Raw genomic sequence first — 19,988 nt, 5'->3', positions numbered from 1 at the left:
GATCCGGTCATAGGGCAGCTGCTCCTTGGCGACGGTCTCGCTCGACACCACGACGAAGCGCACCCGCGCGCGGCTGCCGTGGACGACGACCCGGTCGCCCGGCTGGAGGGTGTGCAGGTCCCAGAAGACATCGGGCCCGGCCGGCCCGCGCACGTGCGCGACCACGACCGCGCCGCCGGCGGCGCCGGGCCGCGGCCCCTCGTCGTACCACCCGGCGGAGCCGAACGCCGGCATCTCCATGGCGCCGTCGGCCTGCAGGCCGAGGCCGGTCAGCGACTCGTCGACGTCGATCGCCGGGATCACGACACGGGTGGGCGTGCCGATCCGGACGGTCCGGGCGCTGCGGTCGGGCCGCGCGTCGGCGGTGGGTACGCCGCCCGCGGGCGCCGCCGGTCCGGAGTCGGCGTGCGGCAGCTGGAGGGCGATCAGGGCCCCCGCGGCCGCGATGATGACCGCGACGGCGAGGACGGCGAGCTGGATGACACGACGCATGACGTGCTCCTCTGGTCGGTGACTTGTCACCGGTGGGAGCGCGGCGGGGCCCCGGTCTTACAGGTTTCGCTAGGGCACCGCGATCGAGGGGCCGTTGCTCGGCGCCACCTTGGTCGCCCGCACCGTGAACGACGAGGCGCCGGTCGCCCAGGCCACGGTCACGGTCGTCTCCGAGGTGCCGACCTGCAGGGCGTTGCGGTCGATGAAGATCGACACGACCGTCGACTCCTTCGGCGCCAACGAGCCGCCGGCCCGGGGCAGCACCCAGGCGGCGCCGGGCGTGATCGTGTAGTCGACCGGCACCGTGCCGGTGTTGGTCAGCGTCACGTCACCGGCCCGGGCGACGTCGCCGAGGTCGAGCAGCGACGGGGTCACGGCGATGAAGCCGGCCGGCGCGGGTGGTGCCGACGACGGCGGCGCGCTGGTCGGCGGCGCGACCGTGGTGGGTGGCGGCTGCACCGGTGTGGGCGGTGCGGTCGTCGGCCCGGGTGTCAGCGGGTCGGGGCTGGGCAGCAACGACGGGTCGACGGGCGGCGCCGCCTGCGCGGACGGCGACTCGCCGAGCCCGGCGTCGAGCTGGGCGACCTCGGTGGGCTCGCGCTGGAGCAGGGAGGCCCCCACCAACGTCGCGATCGCGAGCAGCGCGGCCACCAGCGACAGCCATCCCGCCAGCCGCCGCCTCCGGTCGGCCGCGACGACCGGCGCGGCCCCGGCCTCGGTCGGCACCGGGTCGACGGGGGTCTCGATGTGGGCGTCGCGGGGCTGGGCGGCGGGCTGCTGCTCGGCCGGCGGCTCGTCGGTCAGGAAGGACACCAGCCGGGAGTCGCCGAGCACCCGGTCGCGCAGCGAGCTGGGCGCCAGCAGGATCGGTACGCCGGCCACCAGCGACAGCGGTGCGAGGGCGACCCGGCGCTCGTCGCAGACCAGGCACTGGTCGATGTGCCGGGCGACCCGCTTGCGCATCAGCACCGAGAAGGTGCCGTCCCAGCCCTGCAGCACGTCGGCCAGCGCCGCGCAGTCGGCGCTGCCCTGCCGGGCGACCAGCAGCGCGCCGAGGGCCCGCTCGAGCTGGCCCTTGAGCCGGTTGAGGCTGGTGTAGGCGTTGCCGGCGCTGATCTCCATGGCGTCGGCGAGCTCCTGACCCTCCAGGCCGTGCCGCAGGTGCAGGTCGAGCACCGCCCGGTCGCGCTCGTTGAGCCCCTCGGCCGCCGCCCACACCAGCTCGCGCATCGCCGCCGACTCGGCCTGCTCGTCGGGTCCGGCGCCCTGGTCGGGCACCGCCGCGAGCTGGTCGTCGTCGCCGAACGCCACCCGTTGACGGGCCTTCAGGCGGCGCAGGCACTCACGCCGCACGACGGCGTACAGCCACGGCCGCAGCCGGCTGGGGTCGCGCAGCTGCTCGAGCCGCTCGGCCATCGTGACGAACGAGTCGGCCACCGCGTCCGCGGCGTCCTCCCGGTTGCGCAGCATGCCGACCGCGAAGTCGAAGAGCCGGTCGGAGTAGCGCTCGTAGACCTCCGCGAACGCCTCGCGGTCGCCGTCGAGGACGCAGATCACCAGCTGAGCGTCGGACGCCCCACCGGCCGCGGTCATCGAGACATCCTAGGCTCGGGGCTCGCGTGGTGTCGTGGCGCGAGGGAGTGCACATCGGTCCCCTTCCGGGTGGTCGCACGGGGTGCTTGCCCAGGTAGGAGCAGCGAGACGGCCGAGGCTTACAGGTTTTCGTGGGCGGTTTTGGGCGCCCGGCAACCACTCGGACAGACAATCGCCCGTTCCGTGGCCTGTCCCGAGCGCGGCCGCCGCCCGCTGCGGGCCGGATTGTCTGTCCGAGTGGTTGCTCGGATCAGCGCTGGGGGCTGACGACCGCCGAACCGGTGGCGCCGATGACGGCGCGCTCGGGAGAGCCGGGGACGTGCAGCGGGAGCGTCAGCGGAGCGCGCAGCCGCACCGTCACCGACCGGGCGGCCGGGTCGACGCTCACCGCGACCCGCAGCCCGGGGTGGTCGGCGTACGCACCGGAGCGGGCCAGGTAGTCGTCGACCCCGGCGCGGGCCGAGTCGGCGAAGAGCCGCAGCCGCTCCTCGTCGACACCGGTGGTGTAGACGTCCTCCCCCGAGGCGCCGGCGTCCGCGCCGGCCAGCGCCGCGCCGTCGGCGAGGTTGTCCAGGCCCTGCCGCTCGAGATAGGCCGCCGACGCGTCGACCACCACCGCGGTCAGCATCAGCAGCACCGCGGCGAAGCCGATGATCATCACCATCGTGCTGCCGCGCTCGTCGCGACGCCGCCGCTCAGCCACCGGCGTCCACCTCGACGTAGCGGCCGATCGGCACCCGGTGCGTCGCGTCGAGCCGGAAGCTCGGCGAGCCGCTGCCGAGCACGTCGGGCAGCAGGGGCAGGTCGACACGGCTGCGCACCACCACGGTGACGACGGAGCCGCCCGAGTGGCAGGAGGCGGGGTAGGGCGTGCAGCTGATCGTCAGCTCGACGGGGGCGCCGTCGATGCCCTGGTCGGCGTACGCCTGCCGGGCCGCGGCCATCGCGCGCTCCCGCCCGGTCGCGTCGTCGGGTGCCAGCGCGTAGGCCCGTCCGGCCGCCCGCGCCGCGCCGGTCGTGGCGAACGCACCGCGCTGCACCTGGAAGACCGACAGCACGATCCACACCACCGGCACCAGCAGCAGGATGCCGAGCCAGACCAGCTCCACGAGCGCCGACCCGGCCTCGTCGCGACGACGCGCTGCAAGGAGGAGCCGCCTCACGGCGCCTCCTCGACCGCGTGGCCGGCCACGCTGAGATGGACGGCGAACGCACCCAGCCCCAGCGCCGGTACGTCGGCCTCGACGCGCACCTCCATGCCGGGGGCGCCACCGACCGAGGCGGGTCGCGCGACCACGTGCTGGGCGTAGCGCGGGGACAGCGCGGTCAGGATCTGCTCGCGGGTCTTGGCCTCGGCATCGGCCGGCCCGCGGTCCGCCGTGGCGCCGTACCTCGCTCCCTCGCTGGCCGCCGAGACCAGCGTGTTGCGGACATGGAGCACCAGCGCCACCTGCATGATCCCGAGGAACAGCGGCACCAGCACGAGCATCACCAGCACGAAGTCGACCACTGCCGACCCGCGCTGGCTGCGGCGACGGCCTCCTCGGCGCGCCTCCCGGATCGCCATCAGCTCACGCCGCTGAGCGCCTCTTTGAGCAGCGCGGTGAGCCGGTCGCCGGCGATGGCGTAGAGCAGCGCCACCAGCCCCGCGGTCATCACCGTCACCAGCACCCACCCCGGCACGTCGCCGCGCTCGTCACGCCGTCGGGGCGCGGTCAGCCAGAGATAGAGCACCACCTGCGTTCGTCTCATCGTCTCCCTCGTCTCCTTCATGGTGTGGTCAGGCTGAGCCCGACCACGCCGGGCCAGAACGCGAACAGGACGGTGACCGGCAGGATCACGAAGACCACCGGGACCATCATCAGGACCTCCCGCCGCGCGGCGGACTCGATCAGCTCGCGGCGGCCGGCCTCGCGGACGTCGGCCGCCTGCGCGTGCAGCACGTCGGCCAGTGGGGTGCCCCGCTCGACCGCGACCGAGATGCCGTCGGCGAACCGCGCGACCAGAGGGACGCCGGTGCGCGAGGCCAGCCGGTCGAAGGCGGAGCTGACCGGCTCACCGGTGCGGATCGCGGCGAGCACGGTCGCCAGCTCGCGCGACAGCTCGCCACCACTGCGGCGGACCACGCGGTCGAGCGCGGCCACCGGCCCCTCCCCTGCCGCCACCGCGAGCGCCAGCAGCTCGGCGAGCACCGGGAACTCCAGCAGGATCTCTCGCTCACGGCGGGTGACCAGGCTGGTCAGCCGGTTGTCGCACGCGACCACCCCTCCGACGAACGCCAGGCCGCAGAGGACCAGGGACGTGACCACCGCGCCTGGGTCGGCGATCGAGCGCACCACGCCGATCACCGCCGCCCCGATCAGGGCCACCAGCCCCCACACCACCTGCTGGACCCTGAAGTCGTGCACGCTGCGGTCCAGGCCGGCGCGCTCGAGGCGGCGGCGCACCGAGGTCGACCCGCCGAGCACCCGCTCCACACCGGCGGCGGCGCGTTGCAGGCTCGGGCCGAAGACGGCGGCGAGCGGGTTGGTCGTTCCGGCCGCGGGCGTGGCCGCGCGGAGTCCGTCGGGCTGCGGCAGGTCGCGGAGGAACGGCATCACCCTCGAGGCCAGCTGCGGCCGGCGTACGGCGGCCACCCGAGACGCCGCCAGCCAGGCCCCGCCGGCTGCCGTGGCTCCCAGCACCCCGCCCCAGACCGCCGCGCTCACGAGAGGATCCGCCGCTCGGTGGGCAGCCGCCCGATCCACATCATCAGCCGGTAGGCCACGAGGCACAGCAGCGCGCCGCCGACCAGGATCGCGAACCCGACCGGGCTGGCGTAGCGCTGGATCACCTCGCCCTGCGCCGACAGCATCAGCAGCACGAGCCACGGTGCCGCGACCGCGAGCCGGGCGCCGTTGATGGTCCAGGACTGTCGCGACTCCATCTCCGATCGGGTGCGCAGGTCGTCGCGGAGGTAGCCCGACAGGTTGCGGAGCAGCCGCCCGAGCTGGCCACCGCCCACCTCGCGGGCGACCCGCAGCCCCTCGACCACGCGGTCGCCGACCGGGTCCGCCAGCTGGGCCTTGAGCCGGTCGAGGCTGTCGCCGAAGCGGCCGGTCACCTGGTAGTCGACCGCGAACCGCTCGAACGCCGGCCGCAGCGGCTCGGGGCCGCGGACCGACAAACCCGCCAGCGCGTCAGGCAGCGAGAGCCCCGCACGGACCGCGGAGGCCAGGTTGTCGACCGCCTCGGGCCAGACCTCGGCGAACTCCCGCAGCCGCCGGCGCGCCCGCGACCGCAGCAGAGCGACCGGCAGGTAGCCCGCCATCACCGCGAACACCAGAGCGACGGTCGGCGTCCTGGACAGCAGCTGGATCGCCCCGCCCACCACGACCGCGAGCGCCCCGCACAGGACCACCAGGCTTCGCGGCGTCACCGAGGACACCCCGGCCTGGGTGAGCAGCCTGGCCAGCCGGCCCTCCCGGGGTCCGCCGACGCGGGACTGGCGCGGCAGCGCGAACGCCGACCAGATCAGCAGCAGCCCGCAGCCGAGGCCGAGCCCGACGATCGCACCCATCACGGGGCGGCCCCCAACAGCGCCGGCAGGTCGACGCCGACCCGGGCGAACCGGTCGGCGCGCGGCGGCATCCCGCCGGCCCGCACCAAGGCACCGTCGACGGTCTCGAAGACCGGCTCGGTCTCGATGATGTCGTGCTCGACCCGCCCGGGGACCGCCACGATCTCGTTGACCCGACGGGCGCCCGCGGTGTCGATCCCGAGGTGGACCACCAGGTCGACCGAGGCGGCCACGGTCGGCACCACGAACCGCGCCGAGATGTTCTCGCCCGCCAGCAGCGGAAGCGTACACATCTTGACCAGCGCCTCGCGCGCGCTGTTGGCGTGGATGGTGCACATGCCCGGGAGCCCGGCGTTGAGCGCCAGCAGCAGGTCGAGGCACTCCTCGGCCCTGACCTCGCCCACGATGACCCGGCTCGGGCGCATGCGCAGCGACTCCTTGACCAGCTCGCGCAGCCGCACCTCGCCGGTGCCCTCCAGTCCGGCCTGCCTGGTCTGCATGGCCACCCAGTCGGGGTGTGGGAACCTGAGCTCGAAGACCTCCTCCGCACTGACCACCCGGTCCCCTCCGGGGATCGCCGCGGCCAGGCAGTTGAGCATCGTGGTCTTGCCGGCTTGAGTTCCGCCCGCGACGAGGATGTTGAGCCCCGCGCGCACCGCGGCGTCCAGGAACGCCGCCGCCGGAGGCGTGAGGCTGCCCAGTTCGACCAGGTCGGACAGCCGCGCCGCCTTGAGCACGAACTTCCGGATGTTCACCGCCGAGAACCCGCGACTGATGCCCTCGAGCACCACGTGCAGCCGGTTGCCGTCGGGCAGCATCGGTCGACGAACGGCTGACTGATGTCGATCCGCCGGCTGTCGACTTCAGCATCCGCTCGACCAGCTCGGTCACCTGCGCCGAGGTCAGCATCAGGTTGGTCAGCACGTGCCGCCCGTGGCGCGCCACGAACACCCGGGTGGGGTCGTTGATCCAGATCTCCTCGACGGTCGGGTCGTCGAGGAACTCCTGCAGCGGCCCGAACCCCGACACCCGCGCCACCAGCTCGGCCACCATCGCCGCCGGGTCTGGCACCGGCAGCACCGCCCCGGTCAGCGACCGCTCGTCGTGCTCGCGCACGGCGGCCTCGGCGATCCGGCGTACCTGCGCGGCGTCGGCCTGCGGGTCCACACCCTCGCGTCGTACGACGGCGCGCACCCGCGCGTCCAGCGCCTCCACGAGCTCCCCGTGAGCGTCAGCGACCGCCGTCATCCAGACCTCCCCCGAACGAAGGTGTTGACCGCGAACCTAGGCGAACCCACGCATCCAGCAACAGGGGGTCACGTCAATCTGTGGACAGGCTTTACCTTGCCCAGGCTGACTCACGGGCGGCTGCCGGCAGCTCCGTGCGCCCCGGGCTGCCGACCGCCGCCGTGGCGGCGCCGGCCGGCGGCCTCAGGAGTGCAGCCCTGCCGCGGTGATCGTCACGCCGGGGCCGGTGACCACCGCGAAGAACACGGTCTGCCCCAGCATGATGTCGACCTCGGCCGGCTCGGGCCGGCCCTCGTTGATCATCACCAGGGTCCCCTCCCCCAGCCGGGACTGCCAGGCCCGCAGGCCGTCGCGGTCCTTCACCTGGGGGTCGGCCACCCGGACCACGCCCTTGAGTCCGGAGCCGAGGGCGTCGACGTAGGTGTGCTCGCCGGGGGTGGTGAACACGTGGGTGTAGCCGCACTCGTTGGTGAGGGCGGTGCTGCCGAAGAACTCCTTCTGCCCCTCGACGGCGAACGGCCGGGTGGCGGCGTCGGGTGAGTTCCACACGACCATGTCGCCCGCCTCGACGGTGACGCGCTCCTGGTCGGGCACGAACCGGCCGGGGTCGGAGTAGCGCTCGTCGCAGCACTCGCCGTGCCGCTCCTTGACGAAGCGGACCGACACGCTGGTCTGGTGCATGTCACGGTCCTCGCGGCCGGACTTCTCGACGACCTCGACGACGTAGGGGTGCTCGCCGTTGCCGCCGGCGCCGCCGGCCGGGACCAGCGCGTAGGGGTAGAGGCCGGGCTTCATGAAGCGCTGGGCGTAGCAGTCGGTGTTGCGCAGCGCGCGGCTGTCCAGGTTCTCCGTCATGGTGGCGCTCCTCAGGCCGAGATGTCGGCGAGGACGACGAGCTCGTCCTCGGGTGGGTTGTGCTGGACCTCGGCGCCGAGGCTGTCGACCGTCACGAAGACCGCGGGGTCGAACGGCCCGGCCGAGGGCAGCACCTGGAAGTGGGCGGGCACCTCGGTGATCGGGAAGCGGGTCCCCGAGATGAACGGGGTGAGGATCGGCCCGAGCAGGCCGGTCAGCCCCGCGATGCCGACCGCGGCCAGGACGGCCGCCACGAGGACGGCGACGAACGGCCCGATCAGGGGCACCCAGCCGACCGCCGCCGCGACGGCGAGCCCGATGGCGGTCAGCAGGGCCGCGGTGGCGACGCCGAACTGGAGGTTCGGCACACCCTGGACGACGCCCTCGACCTTCCAGATGGCCGCGACCAGGCTGATCGCGACGCCGAGGTCGACGGTGGTCTTCACGAAGTCGCCGAAGGACACCGGGACGCTCACGGTCGGCCAGACGATGTCGATCTTCGGGGTGCAGACGTCGCCCACGCACGGGATGTGGACGCAGATCTGCGGGATGTGGATGTCGGGGATGAAGTCCCCGATGTCGAGCTGGAAGCTCAGGTCGATGTGCCAGTCCAGGCGGAGGTCGGCGACCCGCACCGTTCCCGGCGCGATGAGGTCGATGGTGCCGTTGGACAGCATGCCGGTGACGGCGTACGTCACGGCGAAGGGGCCGAGCGACGAGGCGCCGCTGGTGGCCATGGTGCCGAGTGAGGCGACCTCGAAGTCGAACAGCTGCTGGGCCGCGCCTTCGTCGATGGCGGCAACGATCTCTGACATGACTCTCTCCTAGAAGTCGCCGCGGGCGAGGACCCGGTTGACGTCGATGAGGGGCCCCTCGGTGGGGGTGAGGGTGAACGCGTCGAGCTGCAGTGCCGACACGGGGAGCGACAGGGTGGCCAGCACCGAGCGCAGGATCATCGCGAGCAGGCACTCGAGCACGGACTCGAGCGCGTTCGGCTCGACGTCGACCAGCTCGAGGTCGTCGAGGGCGAAGCCGATCGCCCGCTCTCCGCCGACCCAGGTGCTGACCAGGTGGCCGACGGCATACACGCCGAGCCGGCAGCACACCGGGTGGCGCGCCTTGCCCCAGTCGTCGCGGTCGTCAGGCCACTGGTCCCTCGGGTCCCGCGGCTCCTTGGGGTCATGGTCGTGACCGTCGGGGTCGTCCTGGGGCTTCTCGCGCCCCCCGGCGCAGTCGACGCAGAGACGGACCTCCGTCGCCAGGCTGAACTGCCCCGGTCCGAGGCTCAGCTCGGGCGGCAGCGGCATGTCCTCCTTGAAGAGGTCGAGTCGCGGGATCGTCAGCTCCACCGACCACTGCAGCCCCGGCGACCCGGGGAACGGGATCGGTGCCATCTGCGTGGCCGAGGTGCTGGACGCCGTCACGAAGGCCGGCGACCCGTAGTGCAGGAGGTGTGGCCGGGTGGCGCACACCGCCGTGATGAGGTCGTTGAGCGCCGTCTCCTCGACGGCGACGAAGACCTCGCGTGCTTCGGTGAGACTCATGGGTTCCCTCCCGGATCGCGTTCCGCTGGTGATGACCAGGTGATGACAAGGAGGAGTCGTCACGCGAGCGCGTGATACGGAGGCGGCCCACTCACGCGTGCCGGAGACCCGGGGCCTCCGCCGGAAGGGCGAACGTCTGGAGGGGAACCGGTCGGGCTAGCGACTGCGCCGGGGTACGTCGGCGTACCAGTCGCGGCCCGAGGCCAGGAGCGCGACCACCAGCCCGGGCGCCACGACCCCGAGGATCATCGTCAGGGTGACGCCCACCTCGTCCCCGTAGAACACCAGGCCCGACAGCAGGAAGAGCAGCGTGAGGACTGCGACCCCGGACGCCAACGCCATCAGGAGGCGCCGAGCCATGGTCGACCGCTGGAGGGTCATCACGGCCAGCTGACTCACGGCCCACCGAAGGCGGCTGGCAACCACTCGGACAGACAATGGCGCGACCAGCGACCTGCCTCGAGCGGGACCCTTGCCCTCCGTGGTCCGATTGTCTGTCCGAGCGGTTGCGCCGCGAGCGGCTCGTCGGTGCGGGGCTCAGTGTCGGGCAGGGTCGAGCGGGTGCTTGTCCTTGCCGTCGATGAACCCGTCGCCGTCGGTGTCGGGGTCGCGGGGGTCGGTGTCGTAGACGTTCCGCTCGTACCACGACCAGAGGCCGTCCTTGTCGGGGTCGAAGGCGCGGATCGGCGCGCGGTCCGGCGGCACGCACTGCTCGGGGCCGGCGCACGCCTTCAGCGCGACGTAGTACTCCCGCATCGTGCGGATGATGTTCTTGCGGTACCACGGGCTCTGGGCGCGGCTGCGCAGCTGGTAGGGGTCGTCCTGGAGGTCGTAGAACTGCTGGGCGGTCCACCTGCCGCCAGCGCCCCAGTGACGGGTCCAGATGTAGGGGCCCCACTGGAGGCCCTGGTAGGACCAGCCCGGGTCCTCGGGCTTGGCATACTCCCGGCCCGACCCGATCAGCAGCGGCGTCGGGTCATAGCGCTGCACCGTGGTCGGCAGGGTGTCGAGGAGCGAGACGCCGTCGACCGACGAGCGCTGCGACGTCGCGCCCGAGGCCGCGAGGATCGTGGCCGGTACGTCGACCAGGGTCGCGCTCCGGTCCGACCTGCCCACCGGGATGCCGCCGTCGGGCCACGACAGGATCAGCGGGATGTCCAGCGACTCGGTGAACTCCCACTTCTTGTAGAGCAGCCGGTGCTCGCCGTTGAGGAACCCGTTGTCGGAGGTGAAGACGACCAGCGTGTTGTCGAACTCGCCGATCTCCTTGAGGTGGTCGACGATCTCGGTGATCGCCTCGTCGGCGGCCCGCAGCGCCCGCACCCGGCCGACGTAGTTGGGCTTCGCGTCCTTCGCGATCTTCGCGCGCGGCTTGTTGCGGAGGTCGGGGGTCTTGTCGGAGGTGTCCGGCTCGTTGAACGACGGCTTGCTGGCGATCAGCCGGTCGAAGTCCTTGGCGTCCGAGGGGCGGCGGTAGCGCGGCGGCGCCTTGGGGTACTTGTTCGTGCCGAAGGGGCCGAGGTCGTCCTTGTGCGGCGCGGTCCAGGAGGTGAAGAGGAAGAACGGCGCGTCGACCTGGTGGAGCTCGTCGATCAGCGCCAGCGTCTTGGTCTTCTCGGTGGTGGTCGTGTAGCGCCGCTGCGCGTAGGCCGCGTCCTGACAGGCGGTGTCACCGACCGTGGGGCAGTCGGCGAACGTCGCGTAGTGCCAGTAGTTGGTCGCGCCGCGCAGGGACGCGTCCCAGTGGTCCCACCCGGTCGGGATGCCGTCGGGGCCGAACAGGTCGGTGTTGAGGGGATAGCCGTTGATGTACTTGCCGGTGAACGACGTCTGATAGCCGGCGTCGTGCATCCAGGCGCCGATCGTGTTGTCCGGCTCCACCATCGAGGTGATGCCGCCATAGGCGCCGTTGTTGGTGAGGACGCCGTTGTTGTGGCTGAGCTGGCCGGTCATCAGCTGGGCGCGCGCCGGACAGCACAGCGGGTTCTGCGCGATCGCCTGGGTGAAGGTCAGGCCCTCCGACCCCAGTGCCTGGCGGACCCCCGTGAGATAGCGCTGGTCGGCGGCCGCCGCGTCGTCGAGCAGGAACACCACCACGTTGGGCTGCGCCGCCGGGGCGACCTCCGCGGCCGACGCGGCCGACGCGCCCGGGGCGGTCGTCGTACCGAGGATCGGCATCGCGGCCAGCAGACCGACGGCCAGGCCGGCCACCAGCGCAGCACGCAGCCGGCCTCGGGCACCCGCACCGAACCGACCCACCACCGGCCCCTTTCCCCGGGCGGCCTCGGGGACGCGGCCGCTGCGCGGACTCAGACTATGTCGGAGCGGTCGCCCGGGCCGATCCGGGCGACACGCCCCGCGCGGACGTGGCGGCCCGCTTGCCACCCGCGCACCCAACCGCCACGGTGGGCGGGTGACCGCGCGCGAGGAGAACGAGGAGCATCCCGCCATCCGGCGTACCGCCGTGGTGGTGGTGCACGGGATGGGCGAGCAGCTGCCGCTGGAGACGCTGCACCGCTTCGTGAGGTCGGCGCTGCCGAAGGTGTCCGGGCAGCGGAAGTACTACTCGCGGCCCGAGGGGATCACCGACTCGTTCGAGGCGCGCCGCTGCCTGGCGCCGCGGGTGGCCTCGCGGCACGGCGTGATCTACGGCCAGACGGAGTTCTTCGAGTACCACTGGTCCTACAAGATGACCGGCAACAAGCTCACCGACATGCTCCGCACCACGCTCCGGCTGCTGGTCCGCCCGCCGTGGACCGCGCCGGCCGGGCTGCGCGGCGCCTGGGTGCTGATCTGGGGGCTCATCGTCGGGTTCGTGGTGCTCGCCGTGACCAGCGTGCGGACGCTGGAGTGGAGCGTGGCCGGGCTGACCGCCCTGGTCGTCGGCGAGGGCCTGGTGGCCGTGCTGGCGGTGCGGGTGCTGCACCTGCTGGGCAACACCGTCACCAAGACGTTCGTCGACGTGGTGCGCTATCTCGACACCTCGCCGCGGTCCTACGCCGTGCGCCGCGACGTCCGCGCGGGGATGATCGAGCTGCTCCGCGGGCTGCACGACAAGGGGCGCTACCACCGGGTGGTGATCGCCGCGCACAGCCTCGGCGCCTACATCGCCTACGACGCGCTCGCCTACCTCTGGCCCGACCTGTGCAACCTGCACGAGGGGCCGGTCTCCGACGCCAAGGCGGCGAGGTGGCCGGAGGCCGACGCGCTCGAGGACGCCGCTGAGGTGCTCTTCGACAAGCGCACCGACGCGGAGGTCGACCCGGCGGCGCTCGACGCCTACCAGGACGCCCAGTTCGCGCTCTGGCAGAGCCTGCGGTCGCGCGGCAACCCGTGGCTGGTGACCGACCTGGTCACCTTCGGCACGCCGATGTACTTCGCCGACCTGCTCTACACCAAGAACCGCAAGGAGTTCGACGCCGCGAAGCGCATCGCGCAGTTCCCGACCTGTCCGCCGCGGCGTGGGTCGCAGATCGTCGAGGGCAAGGACCTCGGTGTCGGGAGGTACACCTGGGACAACCGCGGGCGGCGGGTGCTCACCCACAGCGCGCCGTACGCCGTGGTCCGCTGGACCAACCTGTTCTACCCGGTGCGCTACGGCTTCTTCGGCGACTGGTTCGGCGGCCCGCTGCGGCCGCTGTTCGGCACCGGCATCCGCGACCGCGCGGTGCTCGGCAACAAGCCCGGGCGGTTGATCCCCGGCGTGGCGCACGGGAAGTACCTCAGCTATCCCGACGAGGACGGCGCCGACGACTTCGCGCCGATGCTGCGCGAGGCGCTGCAGCTCCACCTCGAGGACGAGCTCGACGCGTCCCTCCACGCGCCCGACCCCGACCCCGAGACCAACCTGGTGAAGGGTGACCGGTCATGAGCGAGCGCAACGTCCTCGGCGGCGAGCTGGAGCCGTGCGGCACCGAGCCGCTGACCGGCTTCTTCCGTGACGGCTGCTGCCACACCCAGGGCGACGAACGGGTCATGCACACGATCTGCGCGGTGGTGACGCCCGAGTTCCTCGACCACCAGCGCAGCATCGGCAACGACCTGTCCACGCCACGCCCGGAGTACGGCTTCCCCGGCCTGGTGCCGGGCGACCGCTGGTGCGTCACCGCCCACAACTGGGCCCGCGCCCACGCCGACGGCGCCGCCTCCCACGTCGTGCTCGCCTCCACCAACGAGATGGTGCTCCGCCTGGTGCCGCTGGAGGTGCTGAAGCAGTACGCCGTCGACGTGCCGCCGGACCCGGTGCGCTGGCGCAGGCCACCCGACCCGTGTGGCTGCTGGCGGCCTCGACCTGAGCGACACTGGAGGCATGAGACCGCGGCTGAGTCTGGTGACCGCGACGATCCTCGCCGCCGCCTGCCAGGTCGGGTCGCCAGGCACCGCACCCGCGAGGCAAGCGCCGAGCGCCGGAGTGACCGCGTCGGCCGGCGCGCCCTCGCGCGGCGCGGCCGCGCGGCCCTCGACCAAGAACCGGAACGCCTGGGTCGCGGTCTCGGTCGCCACCCTCTGGCGGTCACCGACGGCACCGGCGTCGGGTGACCGCCCGGCGCTGGCGAGCCCGGCGCGGATCCCGGAGTGGCTGGCCGGGATGTCGCTCGCCCAGCGCCGCGGCCTCAACGGCCGGGCCGACACCCAGGCCTTGCTCGGCGACCGGGTGCGGGTCGTCAGGCTGCGCCCGCGCTGGGCCAAGGTCGTGGTGCCCGACCAGCCGACGCCGACCGACGCGCGCGGCTACCCCGGCTGGGTACCGCGGCGCCAGCTCACCGCCACTCCCCCGGCCGCGGGCACCACGACGGCCACCGTCGTGAGCCGGTTGGCCTGGCTGCGCGAGGACACGGCGGGCGGCGCCCGGGTGCTGCGGGTCAGCTTCGGGACGCGGATGCCCGTGGTCGGCAGCACGGGCAGCTGGGTGCGGGTGACGATGCCGCGCGGCGCCGTCCGCCGGGTGCGCGCGACCCAGGTGTCGGTGCACGCCCCGGGCGACCCGGCCCTGCCGGCCACCCGGGCGTCCGTCGTCGCCAGTGCGAAGGGGTTCGTGGGGCTCGACTACCTCTGGGCGGGCCGCTCCGGCTTCGGGTTCGACTGCTCCGGACTCACCTCGCTGGTCTATCGCGTCCACGGCGTGCGGATCCCCCGCGACGCGAGCCCGCAGTCCACCGCTGGGCAGCCGGTCGATCGGCTCCGCAGGGGCGACCTGATGTTCTATGCCGACGCCGGCGGGGTCCACCACGTCTCCATGTACGTCGGCAAGGGCCGGATGGTGCACTCCCCCCGCACCGGCACGCCGGTGCAGGTCATCGACGTCGACACACCGGCGTACGCCCGGGAGTACGCCGGAGCGCGGCGCTACCTGTCCTGAGCGCCCCCGTCGGCGTAGAGACCCTCGAAGGAGTCGGCGTAGGTCGAGTGGATGACCCGTCGCTTGAGCTTCAGCGTGGGCGTGAGCTCGCCCGACTCGGCGGTCCACTCGGCGGGCAGCAGCTCCCAGCGCTTGACCTGCTCCGGGCGGGACAGCCGGGCGTTGGCGGCCTCGACGGCCTCCCCGACCCGCTCGAGGATGACCGGCTCGCGGGCCAGAGCGGGCAGGTCGCCCTCCAGCCCGAGCTGGGCGGCCACGACCGGGGCCACCTCCGGGTCGAGGGTGAGCACGGCGACGACGTAGGGGCGACCGTCGCCGAACGCCAGCGCCTGGCCCACCAGCGGGCTCTCCTTGAGCAGCCCCTCGATGTTGGAGGGGGCGATGTTCTTGCCGGCGCTGGTGATGATCAGCTCCTTCTTGCGGTCGACGATCCGCAGGAAGCCGTCGTCGTCCATCTCGCCGATGTCGCCGGTGTGCAGCCAGCCGGCGGCGTCGATCAGCGCGGCGGTGGCGTCGGGGTTGTGGTGGTAGCCGACGGTGTTGACGCGGGCCCGGCACAGCACCTCCCCGTCGTCGGCGAGCACCACCTCCATGCCGGGGAGCGCCTGGCCCACGTGGCCCAGCCGGAAGCAGCCGGGGCCGGCGCCGGTGATCGCCCCGGTCGTCTCGCTGAGCCCGTAGATGTCGTAGACGGACAGGCCCAGACCGGCCGCGAACCGGGCCGTCTCCAGCGCCAGCGGCGCCGACGCGCAGGCCGCCCAGGTGACCTGGTCGAGCCCGATCATCGACTTGATCGGGGTGAGCACGGCCGCGTCGGCGGCGTCGTACCTCGCCTGCAGCTCGGGGCTGGTCTGATGACCGTTCTGGAGCGACTCGACGTACTCCAGGCCGACCGCCATCGCGCCCTGGACGGCCCGCTTCTTGTCCTCGTCGGGCTCCATCGCCAACAGGCCCGCGACGCCGGTCTGCAGCTTCTCCCAGACGCGGGGCACGCCGAAGAACCGGGTCGGGTGGACCTCGCCGAGCGCGGGCACCAGCTGCAGCGGGTCGCCGATCAGGTGCAGGTGCTGGGCCCGGTTGACGCCGTCGATCTGCGGGATGTAGATCGCCAGCACCCGCTCGGCGATGTGGGCGTAGGGCAGGTAGGACACGGCGATGCTGTCGTCCTCGGCCAGGCCGAGCCGGCGCAGCCCGCTCTCGGCGGAGAACAGCACCGCGCCCTGGTCGATCACGACACCCTTCGGCGGTCCGGTGGTGCCGGAGGTGTAGAGGATCGTGGCCGGGTCGTCGTGGGTCAGCGCCGTCCACCGGGCCTCGACCTCGGCCGCGTGCCGGTCGCGCACCTCGCGACCGCGGTCGACCAGCTGCGACCAGGTCAGCGCCCCCTCGGGCGCCGCCTCGGGGTCGAGGACGACGACGATCGGGGCACCGTCGGCCTCGAGCACCTGCCGCCAGCGGGCGACGTGGTCGGCGTTCTCGAGCACCGCGAGCGTCGGCCGTGCCTGGCCGGCGATGTAGGCCACCTGGTCGGGCGAGAGCGTGTTGTAGATCGACATCGCGACCGCGCCGGCGTGCATCGTCGCCATGTCGGCGAGGGTGTGCTCGACCCGGTTGCTGGCCATGATCGCCACCGTGTCGCCCCGTTGGATCCCGAGGTCGACGAGCGCCCCGGCGACGTCGAGCGCGGTCCGGCGTACGTCGGCCCAGGTCAGCGTCCGCCAGCCGGGGCCCTCGATGCCCACCTTGTCGGAGAGATAGGGCTCGTCGCCGCGCACCGCGGCGCTCGCCGCGAAGGCGTGCGCGATGCTCGGGGCCACCGCCTCCTCGATCTCGGCTCGGACGTCCTGGACGGTGGCGGTGTCGGTCACGCCCATCACTCCCTCGGGTGGCGTCCTCGCATCATGGCGTGGACCGAGGCAGGCGTCCACCGACCACGGCGGTGCGAGTCACCCGTCGACGTGCGGCACCGGGACCCCACCGACCCGGGGCCGCACGTCGTGACGATTGCCGGGGATCAGCTCGGCGTCGCGCAGATCAGGTCGATCGTGTAGCTGTTCTGGCTGCCGCTGTTCTCCACGTGCACGCCCAGGTTGTTGGGGCGTCCGAAGGTGTCGTAGGTGAACTTGGGGGTGGCCACGAGCACCGACTGGTTGGTGCCCGACGAGAAGCCCCAGGTGAGCACGACCTTGCCGGACGGGCAGGCCACCCAGGTGTCCTTGCTGCCCAGGCCCGGCGCGGTGTCGGCCACCGAGACCTTGGTGTAGCCCAGCACCCCGTTGGGACCCTGCGGCCCCGTGGCTCCCGTGGCCCCGGTGGCCCCCTGCGGACCCGTCGCACCGGTGTCCCCCTTCGCACCCGCGGGGCCGGCAGGCCCCGTGGCCCCGGCCGGACCGGCGGGACCGGTGGCCCCCTTGAGCTTGGCCTTGGTGCTGCTGGCGAAGTCGCCGATCAGCAGCGTGTGGTCCTTGACGTGCTTGGTGGTGATCGCGTTCTTGGCGATCTGCTTGCCCGTGATCAGGCCGGCGGAGTAGGCCGCACCCGACCCCGCCGCCACCAGGACCAGACCCGACACGACCACCGCTGCGCTCCCGCGGAACTTCATGGTTCTCCCTTCACTCTCGGTGCGAAAATTCTGGCCGCGCCGAGGCCCGGTTGCGTCGGGGTCCTACCCCGACAAATGCGGTAGCCGAGGCCCCCTACGCTCAGGCCATGCACGCGCGCCGTCACCCGCTCCTCGAGCGAGCCGATCATCTGGACCGGCTGACGGAGCTGCTCGCCGACGCCGCCTCGGGCCACGGCCGGATGGTCCGGATCACCGGCGAGGCCGGAGCCGGCAAGACCTCGCTCTGCGAGGCGCTCGCCGACCACGCCCGGGCCGGCGGCTGGGAGGTGCTGGCCGCCTCGGCCGGGCAGCTGGAGACGGGGACGCCGCACAGCGTCGTACGACGGCAGTTCGACCGCGCGCTGCGCCGTCTCGACGCCGACGAGCTGGCCAGGATCGTGGCGGGACCCGCGAGCCTGGCGGCGGAGCTCGTGCTGGGGACCCACACGGGCACGACGGAGTCCGCGGACCTGATCACCAGCCTGTACTGGCTGCTCGACGCGTTCGCGACGAACCGGCCGATCGTCCTGGTCGCCGACGACCTCCAGTGGGCCGACGACGAGTCGCTCCGCTTCCTGGGCTCGCTGCGCGAACGCCTGGCCGAGCTGCCCGTGCTGGTCGTCCTGGCCAGCCGCGACGTGCCGGCCGGGACCGGTCCCCGGCACTCGCGGCGCTGTTCGCGGATCGCCGCAGCGTCTCACTGCCGCTCGCGCCGCTCTCCCCACCGCCGTCGGCAGCCTGCTGGAGGAGCGCTGGGGCACCCAGGTCACCCCGCAGACCCGCTCGGCCGTCTCCGAGGTCACCGGCGGCAACCCGTTCCTCGTGGTCGAGCTCGCCGACCTGCTCGGCGACCAGGGCGACGCGTCGCCCGCGCGGGTGCGCTCGGCCGTCCCGAGCAGCGTCGTCGACGCGGTCGTGGCCCGGTCGCCGGGCTCCCCGCCCCCGGTCGGGAGCTGGCCACGGCGCTGGCGGTGCTCGACTCCGCACCCACCCGGCTCGTCGGCGACCTCGCCGGGCTCGACCTCGCCGCGGCGACCACCGCGGCCGACCAGCTCCGCCGGGTCGGGCTGGTCGACGAGGAGTCGCCCCTGCGCTACCGCCACGCCCTGCTCCGGTCCGGGCGTCCTCGCCGCCAGCTCGCCGGGCGCGGTCACCCTGATGCGACGCCGTGCCGCCCGGCTGCTCGCCGACCAGCCGCACGCGGCCGCCGCCCAGCTCCTCGAGACGGAGGGCCAGGGCGACCCCTGGGCGGTCGAGCTGCTGCGCTCGGCGGCCGCCTCGTCGCTCGCCGAAGGGGCACCCCACACCGCGGTCGGTCTGCTCCGTCGAGCGGTGGCCGAGCCGCCGTCCGCGGAGGAGCTGCCCGACACGCTCGTCGAGCTCGGCATGGCCGAGATGCGCACCGCGGACGCCGCCTGCGTCGAGACCCTCTCCCGCGCCGAGAGCCTGCTGCCCAGCGCCCTCGACCGGGCCCGGGTCGCCATGGCGCTCGCCGAGGCCTTCAACTACGCGGGGTTCCACGCCCTCGCGGTGGAGGTCCTGGATCGGGCGTACGCCGACGTGGCCGGGCAGGACGGCGAGCTCGACCTGCAGGTCGAGGCCGCTCTCATCGCCGCCTCGCTGCTGGTGCCCGAGCACCTGGCGGACGGACGGCGTCGGCTCGCGGCGCATCCCGACGTGCCCGGCAGCACCCCCGGCGAGCGTCAGCTCTGCCAGCAGCTGACCTACAACGCGGTCGCCACCAACCAGCCGGCCGCGGTGATCCGCGAGTTCGCCCACCGGGCGATCGGTCCCGACGACACCCCCGAGACCACCGACTGGGTCTGGGCGCGGCTGTTCCTGACCGCGATCGGCGACTTCGACGACGTACGCCGGCTGGCCGACCACGGCCTGGCCCAGGCCGCCGAGCGCAACTCGGTGCTCGGCCATGTCACCGCGAGCTTCGTGCGCGCCCAGGCCGACCTGTGGTCGGGCCACCTGGTGGCCGCCGAGGGACACTTCCGGGCGCTGCTGGACCACGCCGCCAACCTCGGCACCGGCGAGCTCGCGCAGACCCTCGGCGCGGCCGGCATGGCCCAGACGCTCGCCCTCCAGGGGCGGGTCGCGGAGGCGGTCGCCACGCTGGAGCCCTATCCCCAGGAGATGCCCGCGCACTCCCCCGGCAACGGCGTCGCGGCCATGGTGTTCGCCCACGCCGTCGTCGGCATGGCGACCGGCGACCTCGACCGGGTGCTGCGGGCGGGAGCCCAGGGCGAGGAGCTGGCCCGGCGGCTCGACGTCGACTCTCCGACCTGGGCCGCGTGGCGGGCCGTGGTGATCGAGCCGCTGCGGCTGCGCGGTGACCTCGACTCGGCGCGGGCCCGGGCGGTCGAGCACCTCGCCCTGTGCGAACGAGCCGGCGTGCCCCACCTGCTCGGCGAGGCACTGCGCCTCGGCGGCCGGGTCGCGGCCGACCCCGAGGAGGGCTCGAGCTGCTGCGGCGCTCGGCCGAGGTGCTCGCCGGGAGCGGCGCGCTGCTGCAGCAGGCGGCCACCGAGGTGGCCTATGGCGCGGCGCTGCGCCGGGGGGTCGGCGGTCCGAGGCACGCGACCGCCTGGTCGCCGGCCACCGCCTGGCGCACGGTTGCGGGGCCGCACCGCTGGCGGCCGAGGCGGCCACGGAGCTGGCCGCGCTCGGCACCCGGGTGCGGCCGGACCGATCGGCCAGCGCGGCGACCCTCACGGCCAGTGAGCTGCG

At 73.4% G+C, this 19,988-nt stretch carries 21 protein-coding genes and 1 pseudogene; 6 read left to right on the top strand and 16 right to left on the bottom strand.

The window, feature by feature from the left end; translation table 11 throughout:
• From R2740_RS05350 to R2740_RS05310, 9 genes are all read right to left on the bottom strand, one after another.
• Nucleotides 1-492: class F sortase (locus R2740_RS05350; protein ID WP_371301639.1), on the bottom strand; the 492-nt coding region annotated here is incomplete at its 3' end.
• Between the two features lie 69 nt (nucleotides 493-561).
• Nucleotides 562-2,085 (bottom strand): sigma-70 family RNA polymerase sigma factor, encoded by a 1,524-nt coding sequence (locus R2740_RS05345; RefSeq protein WP_371301637.1) that lies wholly within the window; start codon nucleotides 2,083-2,085, stop codon nucleotides 562-564.
• Between the two features lie 250 nt (nucleotides 2,086-2,335).
• Entirely contained in the window at nucleotides 2,336-2,788 is a 453-nt protein-coding gene (locus R2740_RS05340) for a pilus assembly protein TadG-related protein (RefSeq protein WP_371301636.1), read from the bottom strand.
• The gene (locus R2740_RS05335) at nucleotides 2,781-3,248 is read right to left on the bottom strand and encodes a hypothetical protein (RefSeq protein WP_371301635.1); all 468 of its coding nucleotides are present in this window, start codon (nucleotides 3,246-3,248) and stop codon (nucleotides 2,781-2,783) included. The genes R2740_RS05340 and R2740_RS05335 overlap by 8 nt, the downstream gene beginning before the upstream one ends.
• A complete protein-coding gene (locus R2740_RS05330; RefSeq protein WP_371301634.1) occupies nucleotides 3,245-3,652 on the bottom strand; it encodes a TadE/TadG family type IV pilus assembly protein in 408 nt (135 codons plus the stop codon). The genes R2740_RS05335 and R2740_RS05330 overlap by 4 nt, the downstream gene beginning before the upstream one ends.
• Nucleotides 3,652-3,837 (bottom strand): hypothetical protein, encoded by a 186-nt coding sequence (locus R2740_RS05325; RefSeq protein ID WP_371301633.1) that lies wholly within the window; start codon nucleotides 3,835-3,837, stop codon nucleotides 3,652-3,654. Before R2740_RS05325 ends, R2740_RS05330 begins: the two co-directional genes overlap by 1 nt.
• Before the next feature lie 17 nt (nucleotides 3,838-3,854).
• Nucleotides 3,855-4,793, bottom strand: coding sequence for a type II secretion system F family protein (locus R2740_RS05320; protein WP_371301632.1), 939 nt, complete (start codon nucleotides 4,791-4,793; stop codon nucleotides 3,855-3,857).
• Nucleotides 4,790-5,644, bottom strand: coding sequence for a type II secretion system F family protein (locus tag R2740_RS05315; RefSeq protein WP_371301662.1), 855 nt, complete (start codon nucleotides 5,642-5,644; stop codon nucleotides 4,790-4,792). Before R2740_RS05315 ends, R2740_RS05320 begins: the two co-directional genes overlap by 4 nt.
• Entirely contained in the window at nucleotides 5,644-6,462 is an 819-nt protein-coding gene (locus tag R2740_RS05310; protein WP_371301631.1) for a CpaF family protein, read from the bottom strand. The genes R2740_RS05315 and R2740_RS05310 overlap by 1 nt, the downstream gene beginning before the upstream one ends.
• A 137-nt stretch (nucleotides 6,463-6,599) precedes the next feature.
• Here R2740_RS05310 and R2740_RS05305 point away from each other — a divergent pair, with 137 nt between their 5' ends.
• Nucleotides 6,600-6,872 (top strand): hypothetical protein, encoded by a 273-nt coding sequence (locus tag R2740_RS05305; RefSeq protein WP_371301629.1) that lies wholly within the window; start codon nucleotides 6,600-6,602, stop codon nucleotides 6,870-6,872.
• Between the two features lie 203 nt (nucleotides 6,873-7,075).
• On the opposite strand, the gene R2740_RS05300 is transcribed toward R2740_RS05305, so the two are convergent.
• The 5 genes from R2740_RS05300 to R2740_RS05280 all read right to left on the bottom strand — a co-directional run bounded on the left by R2740_RS05300 (nucleotide 7,076) and on the right by R2740_RS05280 (nucleotide 11,550).
• Entirely contained in the window at nucleotides 7,076-7,747 is a 672-nt protein-coding gene (locus tag R2740_RS05300; RefSeq protein ID WP_371301628.1) for a hypothetical protein, read from the bottom strand.
• Nucleotides 7,748-7,758: 11 nt separating this feature from the next.
• Complete coding sequence (locus tag R2740_RS05295) at nucleotides 7,759-8,562, bottom strand: hypothetical protein (protein ID WP_371301627.1); 804 nt, start codon at nucleotides 8,560-8,562, stop codon at nucleotides 7,759-7,761.
• A 9-nt stretch (nucleotides 8,563-8,571) separates the two neighbouring features.
• Nucleotides 8,572-9,291 (bottom strand): hypothetical protein, encoded by a 720-nt coding sequence (locus R2740_RS05290; protein ID WP_371301626.1) that lies wholly within the window; start codon nucleotides 9,289-9,291, stop codon nucleotides 8,572-8,574.
• 156 nt (nucleotides 9,292-9,447) lie between these two features.
• Complete coding sequence (locus R2740_RS05285) at nucleotides 9,448-9,651, bottom strand: hypothetical protein (RefSeq protein WP_371301625.1); 204 nt, start codon at nucleotides 9,649-9,651, stop codon at nucleotides 9,448-9,450.
• A 177-nt stretch (nucleotides 9,652-9,828) separates the two neighbouring features.
• Nucleotides 9,829-11,550, bottom strand: a complete 1,722-nt coding sequence (locus R2740_RS05280) for a sulfatase-like hydrolase/transferase (protein ID WP_371301624.1) — start codon at nucleotides 11,548-11,550, stop codon at nucleotides 9,829-9,831.
• A 154-nt stretch (nucleotides 11,551-11,704) separates the two neighbouring features.
• Between R2740_RS05280 and R2740_RS05275 the strand changes: the two genes are divergently transcribed.
• The 3 genes from R2740_RS05275 to R2740_RS05265 are packed head-to-tail and all read left to right on the top strand — an operon-like array spanning nucleotide 11,705 to nucleotide 14,650.
• On the top strand, nucleotides 11,705-13,162 hold the full coding sequence (locus R2740_RS05275) for a hypothetical protein (RefSeq protein WP_371301623.1): 1,458 nt from the start codon (nucleotides 11,705-11,707) through the stop codon (nucleotides 13,160-13,162).
• Entirely contained in the window at nucleotides 13,159-13,830 is a 672-nt protein-coding gene (locus tag R2740_RS05270; protein ID WP_371301622.1) for a DUF2237 family protein, read from the top strand. The genes R2740_RS05275 and R2740_RS05270 overlap by 4 nt, the downstream gene beginning before the upstream one ends.
• 49 nt (nucleotides 13,831-13,879) lie before the next feature.
• Nucleotides 13,880-14,650: a C40 family peptidase gene (locus R2740_RS05265; protein WP_371301621.1), complete on the top strand. Its 771-nt coding sequence runs from the start codon at nucleotides 13,880-13,882 to the stop codon at nucleotides 14,648-14,650.
• On the opposite strand, the gene R2740_RS05260 is transcribed toward R2740_RS05265, so the two are convergent.
• Together R2740_RS05260 and R2740_RS05255 are read right to left on the bottom strand one after the other, a co-directional pair.
• Nucleotides 14,638-16,518: a long-chain fatty acid--CoA ligase gene (locus R2740_RS05260; RefSeq protein ID WP_371301620.1), complete on the bottom strand. Its 1,881-nt coding sequence runs from the start codon at nucleotides 16,516-16,518 to the stop codon at nucleotides 14,638-14,640. The genes R2740_RS05265 and R2740_RS05260 overlap by 13 nt on opposite strands.
• A 146-nt stretch (nucleotides 16,519-16,664) precedes the next feature.
• Nucleotides 16,665-17,252 carry a hypothetical protein gene (locus R2740_RS05255; RefSeq protein ID WP_371301619.1) on the bottom strand — a complete coding sequence of 196 codons (588 nt, stop codon included), beginning with the start codon at nucleotides 17,250-17,252 and terminating at the stop codon, nucleotides 16,665-16,667.
• A gap of 107 nt (nucleotides 17,253-17,359) precedes the next feature.
• On the opposite strand from R2740_RS05255, the pseudogene R2740_RS05250 reads away from it, so the two are divergent.
• Together R2740_RS05250 and R2740_RS05245 are read left to right on the top strand one after the other, a co-directional pair.
• A pseudogene (locus R2740_RS05250) lies at nucleotides 17,360-17,863 on the top strand (ATP-binding protein); the annotation flags it as partial.
• Nucleotides 17,864-18,074: 211 nt separating this feature from the next.
• Nucleotides 18,075-19,982 (top strand): hypothetical protein, encoded by a 1,908-nt coding sequence (locus tag R2740_RS05245; RefSeq protein ID WP_371301618.1) that lies wholly within the window; start codon nucleotides 18,075-18,077, stop codon nucleotides 19,980-19,982.
• Nucleotides 19,983-19,988: the final 6 nt, after the last annotated feature.

This window comes from Nocardioides sp. (assembly GCF_041393715.1).
Taxonomy (GTDB): Bacteria; Actinomycetota; Actinomycetes; order Propionibacteriales; family Nocardioidaceae; genus Nocardioides.
This window is presented reverse-complemented; position numbering and strand designations above follow the sequence as displayed.

Coding starts and splice junctions, on each gene's coding strand:
- R2740_RS05285 (WP_371301625.1), bottom strand. CDS start 9,651: ATGGCTCGGCGCCTCCTGATGGCGTTGGCGTCCGGGGTCGCAGTCCTC.
- R2740_RS05345 (WP_371301637.1), bottom strand. CDS start 2,085: ATGACCGCGGCCGGTGGGGCGTCCGACGCTCAGCTGGTGATCTGCGTC.
- R2740_RS05255 (WP_371301619.1), bottom strand. CDS start 17,252: ATGAAGTTCCGCGGGAGCGCAGCGGTGGTCGTGTCGGGTCTGGTCCTG.
- R2740_RS05315 (WP_371301662.1), bottom strand. CDS start 5,644: ATGGGTGCGATCGTCGGGCTCGGCCTCGGCTGCGGGCTGCTGCTGATC.
- R2740_RS05325 (WP_371301633.1), bottom strand. CDS start 3,837: ATGAGACGAACGCAGGTGGTGCTCTATCTCTGGCTGACCGCGCCCCGA.
- R2740_RS05270 (WP_371301622.1), top strand. CDS start 13,159: ATGAGCGAGCGCAACGTCCTCGGCGGCGAGCTGGAGCCGTGCGGCACC.
- R2740_RS05300 (WP_371301628.1), bottom strand. CDS start 7,747: ATGACGGAGAACCTGGACAGCCGCGCGCTGCGCAACACCGACTGCTAC.
- R2740_RS05290 (WP_371301626.1), bottom strand. CDS start 9,291: ATGAGTCTCACCGAAGCACGCGAGGTCTTCGTCGCCGTCGAGGAGACG.
- R2740_RS05330 (WP_371301634.1), bottom strand. CDS start 3,652: ATGGCGATCCGGGAGGCGCGCCGAGGAGGCCGTCGCCGCAGCCAGCGC.
- R2740_RS05295 (WP_371301627.1), bottom strand. CDS start 8,562: ATGTCAGAGATCGTTGCCGCCATCGACGAAGGCGCGGCCCAGCAGCTG.
- R2740_RS05310 (WP_371301631.1), bottom strand. CDS start 6,462: ATGCTGCCCGACGGCAACCGGCTGCACGTGGTGCTCGAGGGCATCAGT.
- R2740_RS05265 (WP_371301621.1), top strand. CDS start 13,880: ATGTCGCTCGCCCAGCGCCGCGGCCTCAACGGCCGGGCCGACACCCAG.